The organism is Clostridium grantii DSM 8605 (assembly GCF_900129965.1).
GTDB classification, from domain to species: domain Bacteria; phylum Bacillota; class Clostridia; order Clostridiales; family Clostridiaceae; genus Clostridium_AF; species Clostridium_AF grantii.
Map to the genome: position 1 here is coordinate 206919 of NZ_FQXM01000004.1, position 22572 is coordinate 229490.

Here is a 22572-nt window from a genome sequence, read left to right on the forward strand (position 1 = left end):
AAGAATTTAAAATAAATATAGAAAAGTTTAATAGAGTTGAGTTATAATGTATTTACTTTAAGTAAGAGAGGAGACAATAAATTGAAAGAAACATATTATATTTGCGGGCATAAAAATCCTGATTCTGATTCTATATGCTCTGCCATAGCTTATGCTGAATTTAAAAACAAAACAGAAGATGTTACCGCTGTACCTATAAGATTAGGTGAATTAAATAAAGAAACAGAATTTATATTAAATTATTTTGACGTATCAAAACCAAAATTGATGGAAACCATGAAACCACAAGTTAGAGATTTACAAATGGATAAAGTTCCTCCTATTTCAGCAGAAATATCCCTTAAAACCGCTTGGACTATTATGAAGAAGGAAGGCACTAAAGCTATCCCTGTTGTTGATCCAGAAGGGAATTTTGAGGGTGTTGTAACTTTAACAGACCTTACAGCGGCTTATATGGACATATGGAATAATTATATATTAGGTAAAAGCCAAACATCCTATCAAAATATTCTAGATACTTTGTCCGGTAAGGAAATTCTTAATTTTGAAAAAGTCAATTCCTTTAAAGGAAAGATATTGGTAGCTGCAATGGAACCAACAACTGCAAATGAATTAATTGAAGATGGTGATATAGTTATTTGTGGTAATAGAATAGATGCAATTGATACTATTCTAAATAAAAATATCTCATTATTGATTTTAACCGGAAATTTTGCTCCTACTGAAGATATTTTAAATAAAGCTAAAAAGTTACATTGTTCCATAATTTCTACTCCTCATGACACTTTTACCACTTCCCGTTTGATTATACAAAGTATACCAATAAAATTTGTTATGTCCACAGATAATCTAATTTCATTTAAAAATGTTGAATTTATTGAAGATGTTAGATCTGTTATGGCAAGAACTAGATATAGAAGTTATCCTGTTTTAGATGCAAATAACAAGGTACTAGGTAGTATATCTAGATATCATTTAATTTCTCAAAAAAAGAAAAAACTAATTTTAGTTGACCACAATGAATTGAGTCAATCTGTACATGGAGTTGAAGAAGCAGATATTATTGAAATTATAGATCATCATAGAATTGCTGATGTCCAAACCGGCTTTCCTATTTATTTTAGAAATGAACCAGTTGGCAGTACTTCAACCATAGTAGCAACAAAATTCTTTGAGAATGGTATAAGACCTTCAAGAAAAATCGCTGGAATTTTAGCCTCTGCTATTATTTCTGATACATTGCTTTTTAGATCTCCAACTTCAACAAATATAGATAAAATGATTCTTAATAGATTAGCTAATATAGCAAATATAGATATAGAAAAATTTGCTGATGAAATGTTTAAAGCCGGTACTTCAATCAAAGGTAAAAGTATAGAAAAAATATTTAATACAGATTTTAAAATCTTTACCTTAATTGAACGAAAAATAGGAGTATCTCAAATAAACACTATGAACATTGAAGAATTCGATTCTAAGAAAAAAGAATTGGTAGATTATATCGAGAAAAAAGCTACCTCTGAAAATTATGATTTGCTTTTATTCATGATTACAGATATTTTCAAAAATGGCTCTTGCTTTATAGCTTCTGGAAAAGAAAAAGAAATTATTTCAAAGGCTTTTAACAAAGAGTTGGTTAATAACGAATTCTACGTAGATGGAATACTTTCAAGAAAAAAACAAGTTATTCCTCCCATTACCACTACAATTGAATCTATGAATAACAAATAATAAAAATAAACATATATCGCTACAACTATAAAGTTGTGCTATATATGTTTATTTTAAATTGTATAATTTTTGATATATTCATTAATTTTTTTATCATATTCATTCATTATCAACCTTAAGATTTTATCGGTAGTGGAATATTTTTTATAATCCAATGATTGGATTGGTAAAATTTTAGGGGAAGTACCTGTTATAAACATAGCATTTAATTGTTCAATCTCACTTATATGAAAATTCATTTCAATTATTTCAATATTATTTTCCCTACAAATTTCAAAAACATAATCTCTAGTTATACCTTTTAATACTTTTTCATTTAAAGCAGTTATAACTTTGTTATCTTTTATCATAAAAGTATTTGATATACTTCCTTCAGTAATGAATCCATGGTTGTCAACTAATATCAATTCAAATACATTTTTTTCAATCTTAGTTTCTTGAACAAGTTTTTTATAATTTCCTTTAACAAGTTTCGCATTAGGATTATCTCTTTCCAAATTAAAACTACAGGTTTTTACTCCTTGTTCATATAACTCCCGACTAGGATAATTAGTTTTAATAAAATACAAAAAAAACTTTTTTTCCCCTGCTATATTGCAAACTAATTTTACATTCCCAAAAAAAATATTATTTTCATCACACAACTTTTTAACCATGCTTTTTAATTTCCTTAAAGAAAAATTTATTTTTTCATCTATCAATTCAAAACTTTTCTTTAATCTTTTAAAATGTTGTTCAATAAATAAAGGTACTCCATTCATTACCCTAAATACTTCATAAATGGAGTTTTCCATTAAAACGTTAGTTACATCAAACTCTTTAATGGTAACTGCTTCATCATTATATAAATAACTAGTACCTATATACTCTTCCATACCCAAAGCCTCCTATTTCCAAGAAAGAACTTCTATTTTATCATGACCTTTTTTGTAGTTTATTAAGTAAGGATGGCCAACTAATTCTAGTAAAGGCAAATCAGATAAAGAGTCGGAAAACATATATGAATTTTTAAAGTCAACTTCAATATTATTTTCTTTCAAAACCTCATTTAATCTTTTTACTTTTTCTTCACCCTTACAATTGTATCCTTCAATAGAATATTTCTTTTCTTCACATTTTAATCTAGTGCCAATAATTCTATCTACTTCTTTAATTTTATATAATTGATTGAGATAAACTTCAGGTGATGCAGAAATTAAATATATTTTGCATCCTTCATCTTTTAATTTTTTAATTTTATCTATGGCATCTTTGTATAAAATTTTACTTAATTTTTTTTCATAAAATTCTTCCATCAATAATTCTAAATCTTTCTCTTCAATATTTCTTAGAAATTTGATAAAGTTATCTTTAGCTTTTTTTTCGTCAAAAACTTTAATAATATATAGTAATGCTGACCCTAAACTTACAGGTAAATGTTTTAAAAGCTTTTTATCTTTTGACATCATAAATTTAAACAATTCATATAAAGTTTCGCTTTTGGTTAAAGTATAATCCACATCAAAAATTGCTAATTTTTCCATTTTTCCCTCCAAAAATTTGAGCCGATGCACTATGCAACGACTCAAATTATAATGTTTTACTCTTGGTCTAAATCATCTTCTAAATCTTCTTCATAATCTTCTTCAACTAAACCATCATAATATGCTGCTGCTGCGTCAAACTCTTCGTCTGAAGGTAATACTAATTCTGCTTCTTCATCGTCTCCTACTACTTTAAATAAGTAAATAGAATCTTCTTCCTTATTTTTAACAACTGCATATTCTTGTTCTTCAAACATAAACCCATCTACTATTTCACATGGAATCACATTTCCATTTTCGTCTTCCATTTCAATTTCAATTGTATCTATCCCTTCGTGTAATTCATCATGATTATCCATTTTTTTCCTCCTAAACTTTAATTGAAATTATATCATAATAGTTTAATTAGTCAATTATTTAATATAGGTTCCATGTATGGAATGGAACTTTAAATTTTGGAATTTTATTACGATGTAATTTCATTTTTAATAATATTATTTTACCAATATATATTAAGAATTAAAAGCTTATTTTCAAAATAGTAATAAAAATTTAATAAAAAACAAGACCTCTTAAAAGAGGTCTTGTTAAATTTATCTTATTCTGCTAATTTCTTGTATCCTTCGTATCTTTCCATTGCATCTTTTTCAGTTTTAGCAAAGAACTCATCTGCTAATTCTGGACGAATGTTAGATAAAGAAGCATATCTTACTTCACCTAATAAGAAGTCTTTGAATGAACCTTTTGGCTCTTTAGAATCTAATACAAATGGATTCTTTCCAGCATCTTTTAATTCTGGATTAAATCTGTATAAGTGCCAGTATCCAACTTCAACAGCTTTCTTTTGCTCTAATTGGCTACATCCCATACCTGATTTTAATCCGTGAGCTACGCATGGTGCGTATCCGATAACTAAAGATGGACCTGGATAAGCTTCTGCTTCTTTTATAGCTTTAAGAGTTTGATTTTTATCAGCTCCCATTGCTATTTGAGCAACATAAACATAACCATAGCTCATAGCCATCATGCCAAGATCTTTCTTCTTAGTTCTCTTACCAGCTGCAGCGAATTTAGCTATAGCTGAGAATGGAGTAGCTTTTGAAGATTGACCACCAGTGTTTGAGTAAACTTCTGTATCAAATACAAATACATTTACGTCATCTCCTGATGCAAGTACATGGTCTAATCCACCATAACCGATATCATAAGCCCAACCGTCTCCACCGAAGATCCATTGAGATCTCTTCACTAAGAAGTCTGATCTTTCTGCAATTTCAGCTACAACAGCGTTGTCTTTTTCTGCTTCTAATAATGGTAATAATTTTTCAGCAGCAACTTTTGATTCTTCTCCTAATGCTTTTACTTCTTTCCAGGATGTTAAAGCTTCTTTAAGTTCATCACTTACAGTTTCTTCTTGAACTTTATCAGCAAGCATAACTAATCTATCTCTAACTTGTTCTCCACCTATATGCATTCCAAGTCCAAATTCAGCATTATCTTCAAATAAAGAGTTAGCCCAAGCTGGTCCTTTACCATCAGCAGTTACTGTGTAAGGAGTTGAAGGAGCAGATCCACCCCAGATTGAAGAACAACCTGTTGCATTAGAAATCATCATTCTATCTCCAAATAATTGAGTTATTAATTTAGCATATGGAGTTTCTCCACATCCAGCACAAGCTCCTGAGAACTCGAATAATGGTAACTCAAATTGACTACCTTTTAATGTCTTTTTATCTAATGGATTAGCTTTTAGAACTGATAATCCATAAGCAAATGATTCTTGTTGAGGCATTTGTGTTGCAATTGGCTCCATAACTAAAGCTTTGTTTTTAGCTGGACAAATTTGAGCACAGTTTCCGCAACCAGTACAGTCTAATGGACTTACTGTCATTCCATAGTATAATTTATCTGCTGTTTTAAGAGCTTTAGCTTCAACAGCTTTAAATCCTTCTGGTGCATTATCTAATTCTTCTTGAGTAAGAAGTGCTGGTCTGATTACAGCATGTGGGCATACATAAGAACATTGATTACATTGAATACAATTATCTTCTAACCAACATGGAACATTTACAGCAATACCTCTTTTTTCATGAGCAGATGTACCTTGCTCAAAAGTTCCATCTTCTCTTCCAGCAAAAGCACTTACAGGTAATGAATCACCTTTTTGAGCATTTACAGGAACACAAATATCTTTGAAGAATTTAGGAAGAGTTTCATCAACCACAACTTCGTTAGTAGCATCTTTCCATGTTGCTGGAACTTCTATTTTAACTAAAGATTCTATACCTTTATCAATAGCTGCATTGTTCATGTTAACAATTTTTTCACCTTTTTTACCGTATGATTTAACTACAGCATCTTTAAGGTATGCAACAGCATCTTCTATAGGAATTATATTTGCTAATTTAAAGAAACCTGCTTGCATGATCATGTTTATTCTTCCACCAAGACCAATTTCTTCTGCAATTTTAACAGCGTCTAATGTGTAGAAGTTAATGTTGTGGTCAGCAATATATTTCTTTAAGTTTCCTGGTAAATGTGCTTCTACTTCTTCTGGAGTCCAGATAGTGTTTAATAAGAATGTTCCTCCATCTCTTAATCCACCAATTATATCATATTTATCTACATATGATTGGTTATGACAAGCTACAAAGTGAGGAGTTTGAATTAAGTATGGAGAATTTATTGGATTCTTACCAAATCTTAAGTGAGAAACTGTTACTCCACCTGATTTTTTAGAGTCATATGAGAAGTATCCTTGAGCATACATGTCTGTATGGTCACCAATGATTTTAATAGCACTTTTATTAGCTCCAACAGTACCGTCAGATCCAAGTCCCCAGAACTTACAAGCTGTAGTTCCTTCTGCTATAACGTCTACTCCATCTACATAACCTACAGAAGTGTTAGTAACGTCATCGTTAATACCTACTGTAAATCCAGCTTTTGGTGCTTCTGCTTTTAAGTTTTCAAATACTGCAGCAACATCTCCTGGAGTAAATTCTTTTGATCCTAATCCATATCTTCCGCCTACAATTACAGGAGCATTTTCTGTTCCGTAGAATGCAGCTCTTACATCTAAGAATAATGGCTCTCCGATTGATCCTGGCTCTTTTGTTCTATCTAAAACAGCAATTTTCTTAACAGTTTTAGGAATAGCTGATAAGAATTTATCTACTACAAATGGTCTATATAAACGAACTTTTAATAAACCTAATTTTTCACCTTTAGCATTTAAGTAGTTAATAGTTTCTTCAACAGTATCACATCCTGATCCCATTGCTACAACTACATATTCAGCATCAGCAGCACCAACATAGTTAAATAATTGATAATCTCTGCCAGTTAATTTGCTTATTTCAGCCATACACTCTTCAACAACTGCTGGTACAGCGTCATAGAATTTGTTAATAGACTCTTTAGCTTGGAAGAAGATATCTGGGTTTTGAGCTGTTCCCCTTGTTACAGGATGCTCTGGATTTAAAGCGTTATCTCTGAATGCTTTAACTGCATCCATATCAACTAATTTAGCTAAATCATCATATTCTAATACTTCAATTTTTTGTACTTCATGAGAAGTTCTGAAACCATCAAAGAAGTGCATGAAAGGAATTTTAGTTTTTAAAGTTGCTAAATGTGCAACTGCTCCTAAATCCATTGCTTCTTGAACTGAGTTTGAAGAAAGCATAGCAAAACCAGTTTGTCTTGCAGACATAACATCTGAGTGATCTCCGAATATTGATAAAGCATGAGCTGCAAGAGCTCTAGCACTTACATGGAATACGCATGGAAGAAGTTCTCCAGCTATTTTGTACATATTTGGTATCATAAGTAATAAACCTTGTGAAGCAGTGTATGTAGTAGTTAACGCTCCAGCTTGAAGTGAACCGTGAACTGCTCCTGCTGCACCACCTTCAGATTGCATTTCTACAACTTTAACTGTTTGACCGAAAATATTTTTTACTCCTTGAGCCGCCCACTCATCTACATGTTCAGCCATTGGTGATGATGGAGTTATTGGGAATATTGCAGCAACATCAGTAAATGCATAAGATACATATCCTGCAGCAGTATTACCATCCATAGTTTTCATTTTACTCATCTTGAATACCTTCCTTCTATTATATTTGCTTGAATAAAACAAGCTTTCAAACGTTTAGACTAACCATTTTTAGTGTAACCAAAATACTGACTATTATCCGATTGAAAAGTAAACAATTTCACTTTGTATTAAGCCACAATACCTTGTCCATATTCGCCGATAAATGTCATATAATATTTTTTTCTACATTATCGAAAAATAGGATTTGTTAATTAATTGTCAAACGTTTGTCAAACGTTGTTGGAATAAAAATCAAATATTTTTGCCATTAAAAACAATTATACTCAAATATTATTATAACATATAAATGTGCTTTGTCTTTAGTAAAAAGTAATATTTTATTGAAATTCGTAATTATCAAAATATTCTGTCATTTATTATTTGTAATTTTAATATAATCTTGTAAGAAAATAAAACTATTGCTGCATGTTTTTTTAAATCCTTTCACAAGAGCTATATTGTAAATTTAATTAGTAATGTATTGAAATGAATTTATTGATATGATAAAATTTAATTGTTATTATTATATATCTTAATTTTTTAAAAAATTTTCTATTATGTTTTTATTTGGTTAATAAATTATTTATATTAATAACCTCCATTAAAGAAAGGAGCAGAATCATATGAAAAGTTTGAGTGAACAAACCAAAGAAAATGTATGCTTAATAGAAAGCAGACATGATTTCATTAGAATAGTTGATATAATCAAAAAAAGATCAAAAATAATAAAAGATAATGAATCATTTCTCCCTGAAGTACCTTACTATAACATTTGGAGGAGAGGTTCTTCTTGCAAAAACTGTATTTGAAGAAAAGCGTATTATGAAGAAGATGCTGTATCAAAAATTGAATATGTTAGTAATTCTATTTTCTTAGTAACAGCTGCTCCTTTGTTTATTGATGATAAAAAACATGTACTTGAGATGATAAAAAATATATCAACAAAAAAGAAAATGATTTAAAAAACTCTTCAACTTCCTTTTCTAATATAAATGATTTTATTGACAAAATGAATGATTTCTTAGCTACGGATAATGTTACATACAATAAAAATAATGAACTTATTATAACTTTAGATGATGATAGTAAAGAAAATAATCCTTATTTACTTATGTTAGATAATAAAATACATCAATTAAGAAAAATCCTAGACAAGATGTGTTTATCAAATGATAAAACCTTAGAATATAAAGAAATATTAGAAACAAGTCAATACTTAGATACTCTTATAGTAGAATATATGAGCTGTCTAAAAAACAAAACCTGTACTCAATAAAAAAATAGAGAATCCAAAGTTGGATTCTCTATTTTTTATTTTTCTACTGGTACTTCCATACCCTTTGCTTTAGTGTAAAAACAAGGATATGCAGTTGTTCCATGTTCTAAAATGTCAAGTCCAACAGTCTCTTCTTCTGCTGATACTCTAAGTCCCACTGTTTTATCGATAGCCTTAAATAATACAAATGTAGTTCCTAATGTCCAAACAGCAACTGCTAAAGCACCTAACAATTGTATTCCAAACATGGATAGTCCTCCACCGTAAAATAAACCTCCATCTACAGCAAATAATCCTACACAAAGAGTTCCTACAACCCCACATAACCCGTGTACTGAAACTGCACCTACTGGATCGTCAACTTTTAATTTCTTTTCAATAAATTCTGCTCCAAAAACTACTACAAAAGCAGATATTAATCCTATAATTACTGCCCCTCCTGGGCTAACTAAATCACATCCTGCTGTTATACCAACCAATCCTGCTAAAGCTCCGTTCAATGTAAATCCTACATCTGGTTTACCATTTTTAAACCAAGTAATAAACATTGCTACTGTAGCTCCCATGGCAGCTGCTAGATTTGTTGTCATAAATATATGACCAGTTGCTTCAAAATCCATTCCTGACAATGTAGAACCAGGGTTAAAACCAAACCAACCAAACCAAAGAATGAAAACACCCAAAGCTCCCAAAGTTATATTATGAGCACAAATTGTATTTACTTCACCATTTTTACCATATTTACCTATTCTAGGTCCTAATATATAAGCTCCCATTAAAGCAGCCCATCCCCCAATAGAATGAACAACTGTAGACCCAGCAAAGTCATGAAATCCTAGATTTGCTAACCAGCCACCACCCCAAATCCAGTGTCCAACTATAGGATAAATAACTGCACTAATTGCAAAACTATAAATTAGATATGATTTGAATTTAGTTCTTTCTGCCATTGCTCCTGATACTATAGTTGCCGCCGTAGCACAAAATACTGTTTGAAATATTAGAAAAGTAGAAATAGGAATACTTAATCCCAAGTGGTCAAAACTTCCTAATGAAAACAAAGAACCTGTACCAATTAACCCTGCTTTATCCGCACCAAACATTAACGTGAAACCCAACACCCAAAAGATTAATGACCCAACAGCAAAATCCATCAAATTTTTCATAATAATGTTTGAAGCATTTTTAGCTCTTGTAAATCCTGTTTCAACCATAGCAAAGCCCGCTTGCATAAAGAAAACTAAAGCAGTTGCAATAAGTACCCAAGAGTTGTCAATAGCAATTGATAAATTTGTTAAATCCATAAAATCCGCCCCTTTTCTTAATAACAAATCCCATTTTAGATTTTTTATTAAATAATTGATAAATTTAATTATTATATTATATTATATATTATTGCTTATTTAATATTTTTTTCAACTATTTATTATTGATTTGTTATTTATTATTTTGTATTTATTATATTATTTATTATTCTGTTTGTCAATTGCTAATTTATCAAAATTTTAGGATATTTTTATTATTTTAACATTTTAATTATTTATGACTTTATTTAAAGATAAAAAAGGTAGGGCTTTCGCCCTACCTTTTACTTATATAACGGATATCTTCCACACATTTCTTTAACTTTATCTTTAACCGAAGAAAGATCTTCTTCTCTGTGCTCCATGACATAGTTTATTAAATAAGCTATTTCACTCATTTCAGTTTCTCCAAAACCTCTTGTTGTAACTGCCGGTGTTCCTATTCTTATTCCACTAGTTACAAAAGGACTTCTTTTTTCAAAAGGTATTGTGTTTTTATTAACTGTAATTCCAACAGAATCAAGTAAAGCTTCCGCTTCCTTTCCTGTTATATCTTTATTTGTTAGATCTATAAGTAAAAGATGATTATCTGTTCCACCTGAAACAATTCGGAATTCATATTTCTTTAATTCTTTTTCCAGTGTTTTAGCATTGTTTTTAACCTTTATAGTATAATCCTTGTATTCATCAGTTAAAGCTTCCCCAAAACAAACAGCTTTAGCAGCTATTATATGCATCAAAGGACCTCCTTGAATACCTGGAAAAATAGCTTTATCAATAGCTTTACCATATTCTTCTTTACAAAGAATAGCTCCTCCTCTTGGTCCTCTTAAAGTTTTATGTGTTGTTGTAGTAACAAAATCTGCATAAGGAACTGGTGATGGGTGCTCCCCTGTAGCAACTAAGCCTGCTATATGCGCAATATCAACCATCATTAATGCCCCTACTTCATCACAAACCTGTCTTATCTTTTCAAAATCAATATATCTAGAGTAAGCACTAGCCCCAGAAACAATCATCTTTGGTTTATGTTCTAATGCTAATTCCCTCATACTTTCATAATCAATAGTTTCATCATCTTCTTTTACCCCATAAGATACAAACTTGTATAATGAACCTGAAAAATTAACCTTACTTCCATGAGTAAGATGCCCTCCATGTGTTAAATCCATACCAAGTATAGTATCTCCAGGCTCTAACATAGCAAAATAAACCCCCATATTAGCTTGCGATCCTGAATGTGGTTGAACATTAACATATTCAGCATTAAATAGTTTTTTAAGTCTTTCTCTTGCTAAATCTTCAGCTTTATCAACAACATAACATCCCCCGTAGTATCTTTTATTTGGATACCCCTCAGCGTACTTGTTCGTTAAAACTGAACCCATTGCCTCCATAACAGATTTACTAGTAAAATTTTCTGAAGCAATTAACTCAATATTAAAATTTTGTCTACTTTCTTCTTCTTTAATAATATTGTATAATTCTTTATCCGTATTTACTAAATTTTCAAATTCCATCATTTCACCCCTTGATATTCCTTATTTTAATTAAATAATATTTTAACCTAATTTCTTAACTTCTATTTCTTCTCCATATATGCAAAAACTATCAAAACCTTGTTCTTTAAGATTATCTAATTGTTTTCCTATCTTTTTGCCCTTTTGTATAAGAGCAACTATATTTTTATCAGCTCTTAACTCATCGGATTTTTCAATAACACTAGATAAATGGTCTTTTTCTTTATCAAATAAAAAAGCTATTTTCTGAGAACTATTTGGTATTTTGAAATTTTTATCTTGCATTATTGAAAGAATTCTTTCAAATCCTATAGAGAAACCAACTGCCGGAACATCACTTTTCATGAATTGACCAATCATTTTGTCATAACGTCCTCCACCTGCAATTGATACTCCTAAGCCATCACATTGTATTTCATATATGATACCAGTATAATATCCCATTCCTCTTACTATAGTAGGATCAAACTTGATTTTGAATTTTCCCTTTGATTGTTTTTCAACTATATCAATTAAATTGCTCAATGGATTTAAAACACTTTGTTCTATTCCAAACTTCTCCATTTCACTAATCTCAATTCCTTGGTTTATATCAGTTAATATAGCTATAAATTTATTTATAATTTCATCACTATACTCTTTTCCTTTAAGTTCTTTTTCTACTCCTTCTAAACCAATCTTATCTAATTTATCGAAGGTAATACATATACTGTTTACATCTTCTTCTTTAAAACCTGCATGTTGAATTAATCCTGTTAAAATTCTTCTATCGTTTATACGAATAATAAAATCTTTGAATTCTAAAGCTAGTAAAGCTTCAGATGTTGTCAATATAAGCTCTAATTCTGCAATTTCACTTTCTTCACCAATTATGTCTATGTCGCATTGATAAAAAGAACGATATCTACCTTTTTGTGGTCTTTCTGCTCTAAAAACCTCGCCTATTTGCATACCTTTAAAAGTTGATGGCAAAATACTATAATTATTTGCATAAAATCTACTTAAAGGTAGTGTCAAATCGTAACGTAACCCCATATCAACTAAATCAATTTCTTTTAAGTTTTCTTGAGATAAATCTATTTTATTTCCCCTCTTTAAGATCTTATAAATCAATTTAAGATTTTCTCCTCCATCACTGCCTAGAAGTAAATCAATATTTTCTAAAACCGGTGTTTGAATTCTTGTAAATCCATGGTTTCTGTATATCTCCATTATTACATTGGTAACATAATCTCTTAATTCCATTTCTTGTGGTCCAAAATCTCTAGTTCCCCTCACTGGGTTTGTATTAATCTTCATTCTTTCCTCCTATTGTAAATCAAAATTGAATTATAAAAAAAGCCCTAAGAAAGGCTTTTGATTACTCTATTTTAAAAACATTGTAATTGTAGAAAGTAATTCTTCCACTTTTTCACTTTGTTCTTCATTCTCATTGGGTAAAAGACAATTTCCTGCATAATTTTGAATAATCATAGTACCAACTTTATTAACAGCCGCTCTTACAGCAGCCACTTGAACCAAAATGTCTTTACAACAGGCTTCATTATCTAACATTCTTTCAATGCCTTTAACCTGTCCCTCAATCCTACGTAATCTATTTTGAATATCCTTAGTTAAAACGATTTTGTCTTCCATAGGTACCTCACTAACTCTAGATATTTTTCGTAGCATCAATTAATTAAAAGTTCCCACTAAACCGTATATGAACTAATAGTTGATCCTGTCTCTCAACAGGTGGGTATCCGCCTTTCAATTTCAAGTTCTCATTTAAGAGCATCAATAGATTAAAAGAGCAAGATTCCCAATCAAAAAATGTTGGGTCAATATATACTTCATCTACGTATAAAGCAGGAACATTAATGTATATTTATATTATACTACAAAATGATGAAAAATATTATGTTATTTTGCTTTTATTCTTTATTTTCTTTAATAATTTTTACTCCAAGTTCAGTTAATTGCTTTTCATCCACTACATTAGGTGCTTCTGTTAAAGGACAGAAAGCATTTTGGTTTTTAGGGAATGCAATAACATCTTTAATATTCTCTGTTCCTGCTAAAAACATTACCATTCTATCAAGTCCGTAAGCTAATCCGCCATGTGGTGGTGGTCCAAATTTGAATGCATCAAGTAAGAATCCAAATCTTTCCCAAGCACTTTCCTCTGTAAAACCTAATACTTTAAACATTCTTTCTTGAAGTTGTGTATCATGGATTCTAATACTTCCTCCACCTAATTCTTCTCCATTTAAAACTATATCATAAGTATTAGATCTTACTCTGCCAGGATCTGTTTCTAAGTATTGTAAATCTTCTTCAAAAGGCATAGTAAAAGGATGATGTTCTGCTTGGTATCTATCTTCTTCTTCGTTATAAGATACAAGAGGGAATTCTGTAACCCAAAGAAAATCAAATCTTGAATTATCTATCAAATCTAATTTTTTAGCTACATCTATTCTCAAAGCCCCTAAAGATTGATAAACTACTTTATTAGTATCAGCAACTATAAGTATTAAATCTCCTTTTTCTGCTTCAAAAGATGAAAGTATTCCGGTTACTTCTTCTTCTTTTAAGAATTTTAATATTGGTGATTTTATTTCATCCTCTTTATAAGCTATCCAAGCCAATCCTTTTGCTTTATACTTTTTAACAAAATCCGTTAATTTATCAACTTGCTTTCTTCCCATACCTGCTTGACCTGGTACTTTTATACCTCTAACGCTTCCACCATTCTCTATAGCACCTTTGAAAGCTGCAAATTCAGTATCTTTTACAACCTGAGAAATATCTACGATTTCAAGATCAAATCTAGTGTCTGGTTTGTCTGACCCATATCTATCCATAGCTTCTTTGTAAGGCATTCTTTTTATTGGTAGACTTATATCAATATTTCCTACTTCTTTAAACACTCTTTGTAATAATTTTTCATTCATACTAATTACGTCTTCTGTATCTACAAAAGACATTTCTAAGTCAATTTGAGTGAATTCTGGTTGTCTATTAGCTCTTAAATCTTCATCTCTAAAACATTTCGCTATTTGGAAATATTTATCAAATCCTGAAACCATCAATAATTGTTTAAATAATTGTGGAGATTGAGGAAGCGCATAAAACATACTTGGGTAGTTTCTACTTGGTACAAGATAGTCTCTAGCTCCTTCTGGCGTACTTTTTGTAAGCATAGGTGTTTCTAGTTCTAAAAAGTTTTCTTCGTCCAAGAAATCTCTTACAACTTTAGATACTTTATGTCTAATTTTAAATATTCTTTGCATATCTGGTCTTCTTAAATCTAAATATCTGTATTTTAATCTTATACTTTCATCAGTATCTAAGTTTTCTTTAATTAAAATTGCTGGTGTTTCAGACTCTGATAATATTTTAATACTTTTACCTAATAATTCAACTTTTCCTGTAGGAAGATTATTATTTGGAGATTCTCTTAAAACTAATTCTCCAGTTATAGCTACACAATATTCAGATTTTAATAACTCTGCTTTATTAAAAGCCTCTACATTTATTTCCTCACCAAATACCACTTGCAATAATCCAGTAGTATCACGAAGATCCACAAAAACCAAAGCTCCTAAATTTCTTTTTCTTTGAACCCATCCCATTACTGTAAATTCATTACCTACATGGTTTTCTTTAAGATTACCACACATTATACTTCTCTTTAAACCGTTTAATGATTCTCCCATTGTATTGCCTCACTTTCCTATGCAATAAGATTGTTATTTACTAACCTTATTGCTGTTATGTTATTATTTACTTTTATTAAAATATTATTTTATATTTTACTATGATTTTGCAATAATTGTAACCTTACTAGTTTTTCATTAATTTTCTCATCAATTCTTTTTATGTATTCTCTTACATCTTTTAAATTTGCAACTCTATCTATTCTATCCTCATCTAAATAAACTATTTTAGTTACTGCATCTGCTCCCAATGCAATAATAGTTTGCTTTTCTTCAATAATTTGAATATTATAGATTCCTTCTTTACCTATCTTAGCATACCCTAAATTCTCCATGTTGCCAACCATATTTTTCTGTCTATACAAATAATATGGCTTCATTTCTAATTCTTTTGCTAAAATTCTTGTTAATTCAAACATTTGATTTAAATTATTTTGTTCTTCAACTTTGAATTTTTTATTTAACAAATCTTCATGTAATTTAGAGGCTCTTTTAATTGACATGCCATGAATGGTAATACTATCCGGATCTAATTTTTTGATTTCTTGAATAGTTTTTTCTACATAAGAAATATTTTCTCCTGGTAAACCTATAATCAAATCCATATTTATATTATCAAATCCAAGTTGTCGAGCTTTATTAAAGTTTTCTATTATATCTTCAGTGTTGTGTTTTCTACCAATTTTTTTTAATGTATCATCATTCATAGTTTGAGGATTTATGCTTATTCTATTTACAAAGAATTCTTTCATGGAATTTAATTTGTTTAAAGTTATGCTATCTGGTCTTCCGCATTCCACATTAAACTCTTCCACATTTCTATTTTTCACAAAATAATTAAAAACTTTTGTCATTAAACTATGAAAATCTTCATCATTCAAAGAAGTAGGAGTTCCCCCTCCAATATAAACACATTGAATTTTAAGATTATTCTCTGTTACAAATTTAGAGATAGCTTCTATTTCCATAAATAAACTTTCCAAATATGGATTTATAATTTTTTTACATTTAGAAATAGGATTTGAGGTAAACGAACAATATGAGCACCTAGTTGGACAAAAAGGTATTCCTATATAAATACTTATTTTGTTTTCTTCCTTGTTAACTATTTCCTTTTCCGCTATAGCTGTTTCATAACAAAGTATTGCTTTTTCATGGCTAGTTAAAAATTTCTCTTCAAAAATACTTATAGTTTCTTCTTTTGACAAATTTAATTTCATTAGCTTATGAATTTGTTTAGTTGGCCTAATTCCAGATAAAATACCCCAAGGCAATTCTTTTTTGGTATTCTTCTTCAAATAATTAAATACTATTTTTTTAAATTCTTCTGAAAAGTTATTTTCTATTTTATTTTCAAGTTCAAGCTTATTTTTATAATAAATTGAAATATTTTCTCCCTGAATTAAGAATTTATAATCATAATCCTTTTCTTGATTGAATTGAATTATTTCAAAAGGGAAATACATATTTAAAAGCTGGTAAAGTGAAAATCTCACTTCCATATGGTTTAGATACACATTTAACATTTAAAAACTTCTTTCTTAATAATTATTTTTTTCAGCTTTAATAAAGGTATACGGACCATGTCCAGGCATTACCCTTATTTCTTCCGGTAATACATATAATTTATTTCTCAAACTAGACACAAGGGTTGAATAATTACCTCCTGGCAAATCCCATCTGCCAATATTACTCATAAACATTGTATCACCTGAGAATAAATAATCGTCCACTAAAAAACATATTCCCCCTGGAGAATGTCCTGGAGTCTCGATGCATTTTATTTTACTGCTTCCAATTATAACTTCATCCTTGTCCTTCAAAAAGCTTTCTGTAGAATATTTCTTAAACTCCCCAAAAACCTGAGTATTATCTTTAATAAATTTATAATCTTCTTCATTCATCAATAAAGGAACATTATATTTGTATAATAATGCCTCAGCTGCTCCCGTATGATCCATATGTCCATGGGTTAATAGTATATATTTCACATCCACGCCTATCTTTTCAATAGTAGCTATGATTTTATTTTCCTCATCACCTGGATCAATCACTACTCCCTCTAAAGAAGATTCATCATAAACAATATAACAATTTTCTTGTAGGTATCCTACTTCTAACGTTTCAAACTTAATACTCATTAAATTCCTCCTAAAAAGTTTTTTTACTTTCAATTAATAAAGTTACCGGTCCATCATTTTGTATTTCCACTTGCATATCTGCTCCAAAAATACCTTTTTCAACCTTATCCACTTCATCTTCACACAAATGAATAAATTCATTGTATAAAACTTCTGATTTATCTCCTGACAAAGCATTAATAAAAGAGGGTCTTCTTCCTTTTCTGCAATCTCCATATAAAGTGAATTGTGATATTACTATTAATTCTCCATTTATATCTTTCAACGATTTATTTAACTTGCCTTCTTGGTCTTCAAAAATTCTCAAGTTGACAATTTTATCTTTCATATATTTTACATCTTCAAAATTATCTTCTACAGAAATCCCTAGCAAAACATTAAGACCTTTCCCAATTTTTCCAACCACTGTATTATCAACTACCACTTTTGAACTAGATACTCTTTGAACAATCGCTCTCAAATTCATCACCCTTTCTAAAGGAAAGTCTATAGAACTAATTAACTTTTAGTTCTATAGACTGAAATAACACTTCTAACGTATTTTAGTTGTTTCATTATATCTTCTAATCTTTTAATATCTTGAATCTTTACTTTTAAGGTTACATAAGCAATATTTGCTTTAACCGGTTGCACGTTAACTGCATAAAGAGATACTTTTTTATTGGCTATTATTTCCATTAAATCTGCTAAAAGACCAGTTCTATCTTCCGCCTTTATTTCTATACCAGTAATATAGTCATCCTTAATCGATTCTTTTTCTTCCCAAGACACTTGAACCATTCTACTACTGTCAGTATTTATTAAATTATTTACATTCAAACAATCTTTTCTATGAACTGAAACCCCTCTGCCTTTAGTTATATAACCTATAATATCATCCCCTGGAACTGGTGTACAACACTTTGCAAATCTTACTAAAACATTATCTATACCTTTTACCATTATTCCTGGTGAACTTTTCTTCTTTTTAATTGTTTTAGTTTCTTTTAGCAATTGTTCTTTTAAAGCCTCAAGGTCAACATTTTCCTTTTTATTAGAATACTTTAGAATCTTTGCTATTACGGTAGCTGCTAACATATTTCCATTTCCTACAGTAACATAAAGCTCTTCTAAATTATTCATATGATATCTATCTAAAAACTTTTCAAAAGGCTTTCCTTTTGTTAATTCTCCTAAAGAATATCCTTGTTTTTTTGATTCTTTTTCTAAAAATTCTTTGCCTTTTTCTAAAGTTTCTTCCTTTTGTTGTTTCTTAAACCAAGCTTTTATCTTACTTCTAGCTTGATTAGATTGAGTGATTTTTAACCAATGTAAACTTGGACCTTTTGAGTGTGAACTAGTATTAATTTCTACTATTTCTCCAGTTTTTAAATGATAATCTAAAGGAACAAGTTTCCCATTTACTTTTGCCCCAGAACATTTATGACCTACATCTGTATGAATTCTATAAGCAAAATCAATAGGAGTGGAATGGTAAGGCAAATTAATAACTTTACCATTTGGTGTAAAAACAAAAATTTCATCTGAAAACATATCTATTTTAAAATCTTCCATAAATTCTTCAGCATTTGAAGTTTCTCTTTGCCACTCTAGTGTTTCTCTCAACCAAGTTAATTTTTCTTCGTATTCTCTATCTCCTTCAGACCCTTGCTTATATTTCCAATGAGCAGCAATTCCATATTCTGATGTTCTATGCATATCAAAAGTTCTAATTTGAATTTCAAAAGGCTTTCCTTCCGGTCCTATAACTGTTGTGTGAAGGGATTGATACATATTAGGTTTTGGCATAGCTATATAATCTTTAAATCTACCTGGTATTGGTTTATACATTGTATGAACAATACCTAAAGCTGCATAGCAATCTTTGATGTCCTCTACTAATATTCTAATGGCTGTTAAATCGAATATCTCTTCTAACTTTTTATTTTTAATTACCATTTTTCTATATATACTATAAAAATGCTTAGGTCTTCCATCAATTTCGATTTCAATACCTGCTAAAGATAGTTTAGTAATTAACTCAGAAGTTATATTGGAAATATACAATTCTCTTTCTTCACGTTTTTCAGCTATCTCATTTACCAATTGATAATACTCTTCTGGATGCATATATCTAAGAGATAAATCTTCTAGTTCCCATTTTATTTTTGACATTCCAAGTCTGTGAGCTAAAGGAGCATAAATATCTAATGTTTCCTTAGCTTTTTCTTTTTGCTTTTCTACACTCATAAACTTCAAAGTGCGCATATTATGCAATCTATCGGCTAATTTTATCAAAATAACTCTAATATCTTTCGTCATAGCAAAAAGCATTTTTCTAACACTTTCAGCTTGGCGCTCTTCTTTTGTTTGATATTTTATCTTACCAAGTTTAGTTACCCCTTCCACCAAAGTTGCTACTTGAGTATTAAATAAATTCTCAATCTCTTGGAAGGTATATTCTGTATCTTCGATAACGTCATGAAGTAAACTGGCTGCAATTACATTTTCATCTAATCCCATTTCTGCAAGTATAGTTGCCACTTCCACAGGATGAATAATATAAGGCTCTCCAGACTCTCTTTTTTGTTCTACATGAGCATCTCTTGCAAGCTCATAAGCTTTTACAATAAAATTTTTGTCAACATTTATACAATTTTCATCTATAGCCTTCATCAATTCTTTTATCATCAAATTCTCTCCAAAATCAAAAGCTGGCACTACTAACCAGCTTTAGTTTTTTATAATATTATATAATACCCTGTTATATTTTGCAATAAGATATATAAGCATTTCTTATCATATCCTTAAAATAATAAGACCAAAAAAGCTAAACTACTTTTTTGGTCTTATTATTAAATATTATATTCTACTAAAGTTTGCACATCATAATCGTTTAATTTATCTCGTCCTTTTAAATCCGTTAATTCAACTACAAAATTCATAGTTACAACTTTACCACCTATTTTTTCAACTAATTTTGCGGCTGATTCAATAGTGCCACCAGTTGCTAATAAATCATCCACTATAGCAACCCTTTGCCCAGGTTTAATAGCATCTTTGTGTACTTGCAATATATCAGTACCATATTCTAACTGATACTCAACTTCAATGGTTTCACTAGGTAATTTCCCTTTTTTTCTAACAGGAACAAAACCTATTCCTAATTCGTAAGCTACTGGTGTTCCAAATAAAAACCCTCTAGCTTCCGGTCCTACAATTACATCTATATTCTTATCTTTTAAGTAATTTACTATTTCATCTATACAAGATCTAAAAGCCTCTCCGTCTTGTAAAATAGTTGTGATATCTTTAAAACTAATACCTTCTTTAGGAAAATTTTCGACTATTCTTATCTTATCTTTTAAATTCACTTTTATTCCTCCTAAATTAAATTTATTTTAAATTAATTTATTATAAACTTTTTTTTGATTTGTTAATTAAATATTTTGCAATTCTTTCTGCTCTTTCTTCATCGTTAGTAGTGAGTAATTCAATAACAATTTTTGCATCATCCATTCTGCCCAAAGCATTTACTTGTGCCATAAATATATCTGCGCAAGCTTTTAAAGTATTTATATCAACTAATTGGAATTTCTTAAGTTTCTTTATTGCATTGAGCCCATAATTATTTGATAGCGTCATAGCTTTTATCCCTTGCTCTACTATAATTCTATTTTCACCATCAATATTAATATTTGTTGACACAATACCAATAGAAACTAAATCCAAATATTTATTTACACAACTAATATGATAATATCCTGCAATAGTTTGAGCTATCTTAAAAGCTATTCCACTTGCAGTTAAATCCTTATAAGGATACTGACAGCCTGATTGATTAGGATTTATTATTATTGTATCCACTGGTATAATATCTGACTTTCGATAATCAGTTATTATTAAATCAATGCCTAACTTTTTACACAAATAAATTTCATCTAAAGAATCTATCCCACACCCAAAAGTTATAATGACTTTTGCTCCTAGATATTTTACATGGCTTTCAATAAACTCAGTATTAAATTGTTTAGAGGCAGCCTTATCAGGTACGTAATACTCCACATCTGCGTTTAAATACTTTAGTATAAGTATTATCATAGCTGTACTCGTTATTCCGTCCACGTCAGAGCTACCATATAAAACTATTTTTTCTCTTTCATTTACAGCCTTAATTATTCTCGCCAAAGCTTTATCAATGCCTTTTAGCAATAAAGGATTATGAAAGTTGTTCATATGATTTTGATTAGTAAAACGTTTTTCCATAAGTAGTCCTCCGAAAGCAAGGAAATATATTTATTATAGTTTAAAATAAAAATAAATACAATAATTTTAATATAATATAATTTTTTTCCTTTATATCTGCTTGCAAAAGGTTATTAACCAAAGGTGAAAAATAAAAAGTCTGAAGTACTTCAGACTTTTTATAAGCATCCCAAAATTACTTTTGCTTTTTTAGTAATACCCACACAGGGCTTGCGATAAATATTGAAGAATAAGCACCTGACAATATACCTACAATTAGCGGAAAAGTGAAATCTCTTACAGCTGGTACAAATATGTATACTGAAACTATAGTAATTAATGTAGTCAAAACTGTATTTATAGATCTTGACATAGTTTGAGTCACACTTATATTTGTAACTTCCGTAATACTTTTCCCCTTCATATTTTTAGTATTTTCTCTTATTCTATCAAAAATAACAATTGTATCATTAATGGAATACCCTAGAATAGTAAGCATAGCTGCTATAAAAGGAGTATTTAATGGAACTCTAAATAAAGCATAAACACCTAATGTAATTAAAATATCATGTAATAAAGCAATTACAGCTGCAATACCAAATTTAAATTCAAATCTTATAGCTATGTACGCCAACATTGCTAAAACAGCAATTACAAGTGCTTTAAGAGCTTTACTTTTCAATTCTTTTCCTACTGCTGGACCTACATTACTTTGAGAAAGTAAGTCAGCATCTTCCAAGTTATAAGCTGTTTTAATTTCTTCAAATAAATCGTTTGTTGTGTTTTCATCTAAAGAATTACTTTTAATCTCAATTTGAGTTTCATTTGAAGTATTAGATGTTGCATTTTTGTCATACTTCTGAATTATTGTATCAATTTCTGATTTAGTTTCTGGGATAATTTTTTCACCCATTTCAATAGTTACAACTGTTCCACCATTAAAATCGATACCAAAATTTAATCCATTAACAAAAAGTGAACCCATTCCAATAACAATTAATACTATTGATATTGCGAACCATATTTTAGTTTTTTCTATAATCTTAAGCATTT

Annotated in this window: 19 protein-coding genes and 1 other RNA gene; 3 read left to right on the forward strand and 17 right to left on the reverse strand. The window is 29.7% G+C overall.

The features are described 5' to 3' along the window. Positions 1–81: 81 nt before the first annotated feature. On the forward strand, positions 82–1731 hold the full coding sequence (locus tag BUB83_RS04665) for a putative manganese-dependent inorganic diphosphatase (protein ID WP_073337283.1): 1650 nt from the start codon (positions 82–84) through the stop codon (positions 1729–1731). A 53-nt stretch (positions 1732–1784) separates the two neighbouring features. On the opposite strand, the gene BUB83_RS04670 is transcribed toward BUB83_RS04665, so the two are convergent. The 4 genes from BUB83_RS04670 to nifJ all read right to left on the reverse strand — a co-directional run bounded on the left by BUB83_RS04670 (position 1785) and on the right by nifJ (position 7356). Beyond that, complete coding sequence (locus tag BUB83_RS04670; RefSeq protein WP_073337284.1) at positions 1785–2606, reverse strand: aminotransferase class IV; 822 nt, start codon at positions 2604–2606, stop codon at positions 1785–1787. Positions 2607–2618: 12 nt separating this feature from the next. Beyond that, a complete protein-coding gene (locus BUB83_RS04675; protein ID WP_073337285.1) occupies positions 2619–3254 on the reverse strand; it encodes an HAD-IB family hydrolase in 636 nt (211 codons plus the stop codon). A gap of 56 nt (positions 3255–3310) precedes the next feature. Beyond that, positions 3311–3613 (reverse strand): DUF1292 domain-containing protein, encoded by a 303-nt coding sequence (locus BUB83_RS04680; protein ID WP_073337286.1) that lies wholly within the window; start codon positions 3611–3613, stop codon positions 3311–3313. 239 nt (positions 3614–3852) lie between these two features. Next, a complete protein-coding gene (gene nifJ, locus BUB83_RS04685) occupies positions 3853–7356 on the reverse strand; it encodes a pyruvate:ferredoxin (flavodoxin) oxidoreductase (RefSeq protein WP_073337287.1) in 3504 nt (1167 codons plus the stop codon). 623 nt (positions 7357–7979) lie between these two features. Here nifJ and BUB83_RS04690 point away from each other — a divergent pair. Both BUB83_RS04690 and BUB83_RS04695 read left to right on the forward strand, forming a co-directional pair. Next, positions 7980–8165, forward strand: coding sequence for a hypothetical protein (locus tag BUB83_RS04690; RefSeq protein WP_073337288.1), 186 nt, complete (start codon positions 7980–7982; stop codon positions 8163–8165). 200 nt (positions 8166–8365) lie between these two features. Continuing rightward, entirely contained in the window at positions 8366–8632 is a 267-nt protein-coding gene (locus BUB83_RS04695; RefSeq protein WP_073337289.1) for an aspartyl-phosphate phosphatase Spo0E family protein, read from the forward strand. A gap of 35 nt (positions 8633–8667) precedes the next feature. Here BUB83_RS04695 and BUB83_RS04700 read toward each other — a convergent pair whose 3' ends face one another. The 13 genes from BUB83_RS04700 to secF all read right to left on the reverse strand — a co-directional run bounded on the left by BUB83_RS04700 (position 8668) and on the right by secF (position 22570). Continuing rightward, complete coding sequence (locus BUB83_RS04700) at positions 8668–9936, reverse strand: ammonium transporter (RefSeq protein ID WP_084133408.1); 1269 nt, start codon at positions 9934–9936, stop codon at positions 8668–8670. 284 nt (positions 9937–10220) lie between these two features. Beyond that, entirely contained in the window at positions 10221–11456 is a 1236-nt protein-coding gene (glyA, locus tag BUB83_RS04705) for a serine hydroxymethyltransferase (protein ID WP_073337291.1), read from the reverse strand. A 42-nt stretch (positions 11457–11498) separates the two neighbouring features. Next, positions 11499–12755, reverse strand: coding sequence for a histidine--tRNA ligase (gene hisS, locus BUB83_RS04710; protein ID WP_073337292.1), 1257 nt, complete (start codon positions 12753–12755; stop codon positions 11499–11501). Between the two features lie 66 nt (positions 12756–12821). After that, entirely contained in the window at positions 12822–13091 is a 270-nt protein-coding gene (locus BUB83_RS04715) for a metal-sensitive transcriptional regulator (protein WP_073337293.1), read from the reverse strand. 46 nt (positions 13092–13137) lie between these two features. After that, positions 13138–13313: non-coding RNA, 6S RNA (ssrS, locus tag BUB83_RS04720), on the reverse strand. A 56-nt stretch (positions 13314–13369) separates the two neighbouring features. After that, positions 13370–15154 (reverse strand): aspartate--tRNA ligase, encoded by a 1785-nt coding sequence (gene aspS, locus BUB83_RS04725; protein WP_073337294.1) that lies wholly within the window; start codon positions 15152–15154, stop codon positions 13370–13372. An 89-nt stretch (positions 15155–15243) separates the two neighbouring features. Further along, entirely contained in the window at positions 15244–16680 is a 1437-nt protein-coding gene (locus BUB83_RS04730; RefSeq protein ID WP_073337295.1) for a coproporphyrinogen III oxidase, read from the reverse strand. A 15-nt stretch (positions 16681–16695) separates the two neighbouring features. Continuing rightward, on the reverse strand, positions 16696–17295 hold the full coding sequence (locus BUB83_RS04735) for an MBL fold metallo-hydrolase (protein ID WP_073337296.1): 600 nt from the start codon (positions 17293–17295) through the stop codon (positions 16696–16698). A gap of 10 nt (positions 17296–17305) precedes the next feature. Beyond that, on the reverse strand, positions 17306–17755 hold the full coding sequence (gene dtd, locus BUB83_RS04740) for a D-aminoacyl-tRNA deacylase (RefSeq protein ID WP_073337297.1): 450 nt from the start codon (positions 17753–17755) through the stop codon (positions 17306–17308). Between the two features lie 38 nt (positions 17756–17793). Beyond that, positions 17794–19965 (reverse strand): RelA/SpoT family protein, encoded by a 2172-nt coding sequence (locus BUB83_RS04745; RefSeq protein WP_073337298.1) that lies wholly within the window; start codon positions 19963–19965, stop codon positions 17794–17796. Positions 19966–20129: 164 nt separating this feature from the next. Then, the gene (locus tag BUB83_RS04750; RefSeq protein WP_073337299.1) at positions 20130–20648 is read right to left on the reverse strand and encodes an adenine phosphoribosyltransferase; all 519 of its coding nucleotides are present in this window, start codon (positions 20646–20648) and stop codon (positions 20130–20132) included. A gap of 40 nt (positions 20649–20688) precedes the next feature. Then, complete coding sequence (locus BUB83_RS04755; protein ID WP_073337300.1) at positions 20689–21540, reverse strand: DHH family phosphoesterase; 852 nt, start codon at positions 21538–21540, stop codon at positions 20689–20691. 175 nt (positions 21541–21715) lie between these two features. Next, positions 21716–22570, reverse strand: a complete 855-nt coding sequence (secF, locus tag BUB83_RS04760) for a protein translocase subunit SecF (protein WP_073337301.1) — start codon at positions 22568–22570, stop codon at positions 21716–21718. Positions 22571–22572 lie beyond the last annotated feature (2 nt).